At 69.2% G+C, this 7,088-nt stretch carries 5 protein-coding genes; all 5 read right to left on the bottom strand.

Annotated elements, in window-relative coordinates; all coding sequences use genetic code 11:
• A partial coding sequence (locus tag AQJ66_RS12500; protein ID WP_107118923.1) for a pyridoxal phosphate-dependent aminotransferase occupies window positions 1-1,745 on the bottom strand: 1,745 nt, incomplete at its 3' end.
• A 143-nt stretch (window positions 1,746-1,888) separates the two neighbouring features.
• Entirely contained in the window at window positions 1,889-3,043 is a 1,155-nt protein-coding gene (locus AQJ66_RS12495) for an aldose epimerase family protein (RefSeq protein ID WP_061920167.1), read from the bottom strand.
• 58 nt (window positions 3,044-3,101) lie between these two features.
• Window positions 3,102-4,346: a multiple monosaccharide ABC transporter permease gene (gene mmsB / locus AQJ66_RS12490; protein WP_061920165.1), complete on the bottom strand. Its 1,245-nt coding sequence runs from the start codon at window positions 4,344-4,346 to the stop codon at window positions 3,102-3,104.
• Entirely contained in the window at window positions 4,343-5,893 is a 1,551-nt protein-coding gene (gene mmsA / locus AQJ66_RS12485) for a multiple monosaccharide ABC transporter ATP-binding protein (protein WP_061920163.1), read from the bottom strand. Before mmsA ends, mmsB begins: the two co-directional genes overlap by 4 nt.
• Window positions 5,894-5,937: 44 nt before the next feature.
• On the bottom strand, window positions 5,938-7,047 hold the full coding sequence (gene chvE, locus AQJ66_RS12480) for a multiple monosaccharide ABC transporter substrate-binding protein (protein ID WP_061920236.1): 1,110 nt from the start codon (window positions 7,045-7,047) through the stop codon (window positions 5,938-5,940).
• Window positions 7,048-7,088: the final 41 nt, after the last annotated feature.

Raw genomic sequence — 7,088 nt, 5'->3', positions numbered from 1 at the left:
CCCGCCTGCCCCATTCCCGCCGCGTTCGGCCAGCTCTGGGCGTTGGGCCAGCCCGTTGCCGGGGCCGGGGTCAGGCCGGCGGCCGGGACCGGGGTGCCCGGAGCCGTCATGCCGCGTACCTGGGCGGCCGTGAGGCCCCCGCGGGCCGGGACGCCCGGCGGTGTCGGGCCCAGCGCGGCGGCCGGAGCCGGTACGGGGGCCGGCACGGGGGCAGGGACCGGTACCGGGGCGGGTGCCGGTGCCGGCGTGGGTATCGGCGGGGGAGTGGGGACCATCGCCGGTGGGACCGGAGGCGGAGCGGGAGCCACCGCGGGCACGGGTGCGGGTGCCGGGACCGGTGTGGGCGCCGGGGGCGGTACCGCGGCCGGGGTCGGCATCGCGGCCGGGGTCGGCATCGCCGACGGGGCGGGTGCCATCGGCTGCGGTGGAGCCGCCTGGGCCGCCGCCGGCATCGGCATCGGCATCCCGCCGGCCGGTGCCGCTGCGGGGAGCGGCATGCCGGGCGCCGGCGCGGCCTGCGCCGCCAGCCCCCGTACACCCGCCCCGTTGGTCTCGCTCATCAGCCGGTCGATGGCCGCCGTACCCGCGCTGTAGCTGGTCCCGGTGCTCAGCTCGGGTACGGCGGCTCCCCTCCTGGTCCCGTAGAGCACCTGCTCCAGTCCCGACACCAGGCGACGCACGTCGACCTGGGGGCGCACCACGAGTCTCAGGAAGCGGCTGGACGAACCGATCTTGTTGCCGCACTCGCGGACCAGGATCCGGTGCTCGGTGAGCATCCGGTCGCGGACCACGGTGCCCTCGGCGCCGACGGGCAGGCGCACGAACAGGAAGTTGCCCTGCGACGGGTAGACCGTCAGGCCGGGCAGGGCCGAGAGGTGGCTGGCCATGTCCAGGCGGTCCCGGCGCACCTGGAGCAGGCTCTGCGCGTACTCGGCGCCGTGCTCCCTCAGCATGAACACCACGTGCTCGGCGAAGGAGTTGAGGTTCCACTTGGGCAGCATGGAGCGGACCCGGCCCGCCAGGGCGGGGTTGGCGACGAGGTAGCCGAAGCGGACGCCGTGCAGGCCGAAGTTCTTGCCGAGGCTGCGCAGCACGACCACGTTGGGGCGGAGCATCGCCTCCTGGACGACGCTCGGCTCGGTCTCGGCGTCGGCGAACTCCAGGAAGGACTCGTCGACGACGACCAGGTCCAGGTCCGCCATCGCGTCCATGAACTGCACCACCTGCTGCTTGCGCAGGTAGCCCCCGTCGGGGTTGTTCGGGTTGCAGACGACGGCCACGCGCGTGCCGCGCTTGCGGAGGAACTCGCCGTACTGGGCGAGGTCGAGGGCGAAGCCGTTCGCCTCCTGCAGCGGGAACATGTCGACCCGCTTGCCGGTCTCCATGGGCTGGTCGGTCCAGCGGCCGAAGGTGGGGACGGGGACGGCGAGGGACTCGCGGACCAGCAGGTGGTCGATCCAGGTGATCAGTTCCGTCGAGCCGTTGCCCATGGCCACGCACTGCGGCGGCAGCTGGAGCAGGTCGCACAGCTCCGCGGTGATGGTCTCCGCGCTGCTGGGGTAGTACGTGACGATCTCGCGCAGCCGGGCCGCCATCTCCTCGAACATGGCGGGAGTGGGGAAGTAGGGGTTGCACGGGATGCAGAAGTCCACCGGGCCCGACCCGTCGCCCTGCCGCGTCAGCGCCGCCATGGAGGGGCTGTGCGCGGCGGTGTTGCGGAACAACGAGGTGACGTTGTCAGGCAAGAGGACCTCCGTCGAAGGGTGGCCCGTGCGGGGGAGCACGGGCCACCCTTCAGTACGGAGGGCACGGCAGTGGCGTTCAACTCACCGCCGCTGTGAGCCGCTTCACGCGAGCCCGATCACGCGAGCCCGATCACGCGAACGGCTCACGCCCCGAACGTGTGGATCGTCGTCGTCCGGTACGTCTGCCCGGGCCGCAGCACGGTCGACGGGAAGTTCGCGTGGTTCGGCGAGTCCGGGAAGTGCTGGGTCTCCAGGCACAGCGCGTCGCCCTGCCGGTAGGTGCGGCCGCCGGTGCCGGTGAGGGTGCCGTCGAGGAAGTTGCCGGAGTAGAACTGCAGGCCCGGCTGGTCGGTGGCGATCTTCAGGGTGCGGCCGGAGCGCGGGTCGCGCAGGGTCGCGACGTGCTCGGGCTTCGCGGTGATGCCCTTGTCGAGCGCCCAGTTGTGGTCGTAGCCCTTGGCCTGCACCTGCTGCTCGTGGCCGGCCCGGATGTCCCGGCCGATCGGCTTGGCGTGGCGGAAGTCGAACGGGGTGCCCGCGACCTTCGCGAGTTCGCCGGTGGGGATCAGGCCCGCGTCGGTGGGGGTGTAGCGGGAGGCGGCGATGCGCAGCTCGTGGTCCTCGACGGTGCCGCTGCCCTCGCCGGCCAGGTTCCAGTAGACGTGGCTGGTGAGGTTGACGATGGTGGGCTTGTCGGTGGTGGCCTCGTAGTCGATGCGCCACTCGCCGTGCCGGTTCAGCGTGTACGTCACCTTGGTCCGCAGCGTGCCCGGGTAGCCCATCTCGCCGTCGACGCTGGTGTAGTGCAGGTGCAGGCCGACGTCGGAGCCCCGGGTGAAGGGCTCCACGTCCCACACGTGCTTGTCGAAGCCCTTCGCCCCGCCGTGCAGGCTGTTCACGCCGTCGTTGACGGAGAGCTGGTAGCTCTTGCCGTCGAGGGTGAACTGCCCCTTGCCGATGCGGTTGCCGTAGCGGCCGATGAGGGCGCCGAAGTAGGGGGACTTGGCGACGTAGTCGTCCACGTTGTCGAAGCCGTTGACCACGTTGGCGTGGCGGCCGTGCCGGTCGGGGATCTCCAGGCTCTGCACGATGCCGCCGTAGGACAGCACCTTGAGGCGGGTGCCCCCGTTCTCCAGCGACCAGCGGTAGACCTTGGTGCCGTCGGCGAGCTTGCCGAACAGCTCCTTCACCGGCTTCCCGCTCCCGGCCGCGGCCTGGGCGGTGCCTGTGCCGAGGGTGGTGGCGGCGACCCCCGCCGCCGCGGCGCCCGCGATGACCGTGCGTCTGTTCAGTTCCATGTGCGGCTCCCGTGAGAGGAGGGGCCCCGCCGGCTCGGCCGGCGGGGCCCGAGCTGACTTACGAACCGGACTTGCGCTTGTTCCACACGTCGAACCCGACCGCCACCAGCAGGGCGAGGCCCTTGATGACCTGCTGCCAGTCGGTGCCGACGGAGAGGAGGTTCATGCCGTTGTTCAGCACGCCGAGGACGAGACCGCCGATGATGGCGCCGAGGACGGTGCCGACACCGCCGCTCATGGACGCGCCACCGATGAACGACGAGGCGATCGCCTCGAGTTCGAAGTTGACGCCCGCCTTCGGCGAGGCCGCGTTCAGGCGGGCGGCGACCACCAGACCCGCCAGGGCCGCGAGCACGCCCATGTTCAGGAAGACGTGGAAGGTGACCTTCTTGTCCTTCACGCCGGACAGCTTGGCCGCCGGCAGGTTGCCGCCGATCGCGTAGATGTGCCGGCCGAACACCGCGTTGCGCATCACGTAGCCGTAGCCGACGACCAGCGCGCCGAGCACGATCAGCACGATCGGGGCGCCCTTGTAGCTGGCGAGCAGCAGCGTCAGGGCGAGGATCGCGGCGACCAGCGCGACCAGCTTGAGCAGGAACAGCCTCGCGGGCAGCACCTCCAGCGAGAACTCCTGCTGGCGGCTGCGGTCGCGCACCTCCTGCCACACCACGGCGACGGACAGGACGAGGCCGAGGAGGAGCGTGATGTTGTGGTAGTTGGTGTTCGGGCCGACCTCGGGCAGGAAGCCGTTGCCGATCTTCTGCAGGCCGTCGGGGAACGGGCCGAGGGTCTGGCCCTTGAGCAGGATCTCCGTCAGACCGCGGAAGAGCAGCATCCCGGCGAGGGTGACGATGAACGACGGTATGCCGAGATACGCGATCAGGAAGCCCTGGACGGAGCCCGCCACCGCGCCCATCAGCAGGCACAGCACCACCGCGACGGGCCAGGCCACATGGTGCTGCACCGTGAGCACGGCCGCGAAGGCGCCGACGAACGCGGTCAGCGAGCCGACCGAGAGGTCGATGTGGCCGGCGATGATGACCAGCATCATGCCGATCGCGAGGATCAGGATGTAGCTGTTCTGCAGCACCAGGTTGGAGACGTTGCGCGGCAGCAGCAGGTCGCCGTCGGTCCACACCGCGAAGAGGACGACGATCAGGCCGAGCGCGATCAGCATGCCGTACTGGCGCATGTTGCGGCGCAGTCCGTCCAGCATCAGCTGCAGCAGGCCGGTGCCGGCGGCCCCTCCGCTCCCGCCCGGCGGCGCCGAGGCCGGGCTCTTGTCGGTCACATCGGTGCTCATCGGGTTACCTCTTTGTCCTTGGTCATCTGACGCATCAGCACTTCCTGCGTGGCCTCGGCCCGCGGCACCTCGCCGGTCAGCCGCCCGGCGGCCATCGTGTAGATGCGGTCGCACATGCCGAGCAGCTCGGGCAGCTCGGAGGAGATGAAGACGACCGCCTTGCCCTGGGCGGCCAGCTGGTCGATGACGGTGTAGATCTCGTACTTGGCGCCCACGTCGATGCCGCGGGTGGGCTCGTCCAGGATCAGCACGTCCGGACCCGCGAAGATCCACTTGCTGAGCACGACCTTCTGCTGGTTGCCGCCGGACAGCTTGCCCACCGGCTCGAACACGGTCGGCGCCTTGATGTTCATCGACGTGCGGAAGCCCTCGGAGACCTGCCGCTCCTCGTGTTCGTCGACGATCCCCCGCCGGGCCACCTTGTGCAGCGCGGTCAGCGAGACGTTGCGGTTGATCGTGTCGATGAGGTTGAGCCCGTAGTGCTTGCGGTCCTCGGTGACGTAGGCGATGCCGTGGCCGACGGCCTCGGCGACGGTCCTGGTGCGGATCTCCGTGCCGTCCTTGCGGACCGTGCCGCCCGCGTAGCGGCCGTAGGTCCGCCCGAACACGCTCATCGCCAGCTCGGTGCGGCCGGCGCCCATCAGGCCCGCGATGCCGACGATCTCCCCGCGGCGCACGTCGATCGACACGTCGTCGACGACCTTGCGCTCCTGGTCGATCGGGTGGTGCACGGTCCAGTTGCGGATCTCCAGGGCCGGTGCCGCGTCCGCCTCGCCCTCGTGCGGCGTGCGCTCGGGGAAGCGGTGGTCCAGGTCGCGGCCCACCATGCCGGTGATGATCCGGTCCTCGGTCGTCTCCGGCGACCTCACGTCCAGCGTCTCGATGGACCTGCCGTCGCGGAGGATCGTCACCGAGTCGGCGACCTTGCGGATCTCGTTGAGCTTGTGGGAGATGATGATCGAGGTGATGCCCTGCTTCTTCAGCTCCAGGATGAGGTGGAGGAGCTTGTCGCTGTCCTCGTCGTTCAGCGCCGCCGTCGGCTCGTCCAGGATGAGCAGCTTCACCTTCTTCGACAGCGCCTTGGCGATCTCCACGAGCTGCTGCTTGCCCACGCCGATGTCGGCGACGCGGGTCTCCGGGTGATCGTCCAGACCGACCCGGCGCAGCAGCTCGGTGGCGTGCCGCAGGGTCTGCCGCCAGTCGATGAAGCCGCCCCTGGCGTGCTCGTTGCCGAGGAAGATGTTCTCCGCGAGGGAGAGGTACGGCGACAGCGCCAGCTCCTGGTGGATGATGACGATGCCGTGCTGCTCGCTCGCCCGGATGTCCTTGAAGCGGACGATCTCCCCCTCGAAGAGGATGTCCCCCTCGTACGTGCCGTGCGGATGGACGCCGGAGAGCACCTTCATCAGGGTGGACTTCCCGGCGCCGTTCTCGCCGCAGATGGCGTGGACCTCGCCCTGCCGGACGGTCAGGGTGACGTCCGACAGCGCCTTGACACCGGGAAAGGTCTTGACGATCGAGCGCATTTCCAGGACGGGTCCCGCCATGGTCGTGCCTTCCAATCAGTGGGGTTCGGCCGGGACTGTCCGGATTACTTGAGCTCGGCGTCGGTGTAGTAGCCGCCCTTGACCAGCACGTCCTCGTAGTTGGACTTGTCCACGCTCACCGGCTGGAGCAGGTACGCGGGCACGACCTTGCTGCCGTTGTCGTACGTCTTGGTGTCGTTGACCTGCGGCTTCTTGCCCTTCAGGGCGTCGTCCATCATGGTCGCGGCGACGTCGGCGAGCTTGCGGAGGTCCTTGTAGACGGTCTGCGTCTGCTCACCCGCGATGATCGACTTCACCGACGCCAGCTCGGCGTCCTGGCCGGTGATGACGGGCAGCGGCTGGCCCTTGGAGCCGTAGCCGTCCGACTTCAGCGCGGCGATGACGCCGATCGAGATGCCGTCGTACGGCGAGAGCACCGCGTCGACCTTGCCGGACTGGTAGGAGGAGGTGAGGATGTCCTCCATGCGCTTCTGCGCGGTCGCGCCGTCCCAGCGCAGGGTGGTGACCTTGTTCAGCGCCGTCTGGCCGGACTTGACCACCAGCTGCTTCTTGTCGATGTACGGCTGGAGCACGCTCATCGCGCCGTTGAAGAAGTACTTGGTGTTGTTGTCGTCGTTGGAGCCGGCGAACAGCTCGATGTTGAACGGGCCCTTCTTGCCCTTGTCCAGGCCGAGCTTCTGCACGATGTACGTGCCCTGGAGGACACCGACCTTCTCGTTGTCGAAGGACGCGTAGTAGTCGACGTTCTTCGTGCCGAGGATCAGCCGGTCGTAGGCGATGACCGGGATGTTCGCGTCCGCGGCCTCCTGGAGCACGTTGTTCAGGGACTTGTTGTCGATGGCCGCGATGACCAGGCCCTTGACGCCCTGCGTGATCAGGTTCTCGATCTGGGAGACCTGGGTGTCCGGGTTGTCCTCGCCGTAGACCAGCTTGGTCTTGTAGCCCTTGGCCTCGAGGTCCTTGACGACGTTGTTGCCGTCGTTGATCCAGCGCTCGGAGGACTTGGTCGGCATCGCGATGCCGATGGTGCCGCCCTTGGCGTCACCGCCCTTGTCCTTGCTGCCGCCGTTGCCGGACTGGCCGCAGGCGGTCAGGGCGAGGGCGAGCGAGGCGGCTCCGGCTATCGCGGTGAGTGCGGCTCTGCGGTTGCGCATGGTCATCCGTCCTTGTGTGGTCCGTCGGGGAGAGGGGGGTC

The organism is Streptomyces bungoensis, assembly GCF_001514215.1.
In the GTDB taxonomy this organism is placed as follows: Bacteria; Actinomycetota; Actinomycetes; order Streptomycetales; family Streptomycetaceae; genus Streptomyces; species Streptomyces bungoensis.
This window is presented reverse-complemented; position numbering and strand designations above follow the sequence as displayed.

What these genes read in the sequence shown, in the direction of transcription:
- mmsA (WP_061920163.1), bottom strand. Translation starts at nt 5,893, where the DNA reads ATGGCGGGACCCGTCCTGGAAATGCGCTCGATCGTCAAGACCTTTCCC.
- chvE (WP_061920236.1), bottom strand. Translation starts at nt 7,047, where the DNA reads ATGCGCAACCGCAGAGCCGCACTCACCGCGATAGCCGGAGCCGCCTCG.
- AQJ66_RS12495 (WP_061920167.1), bottom strand. Translation starts at nt 3,043, where the DNA reads ATGGAACTGAACAGACGCACGGTCATCGCGGGCGCCGCGGCGGCGGGG.
- mmsB (WP_061920165.1), bottom strand. Translation starts at nt 4,346, where the DNA reads ATGAGCACCGATGTGACCGACAAGAGCCCGGCCTCGGCGCCGCCGGGC.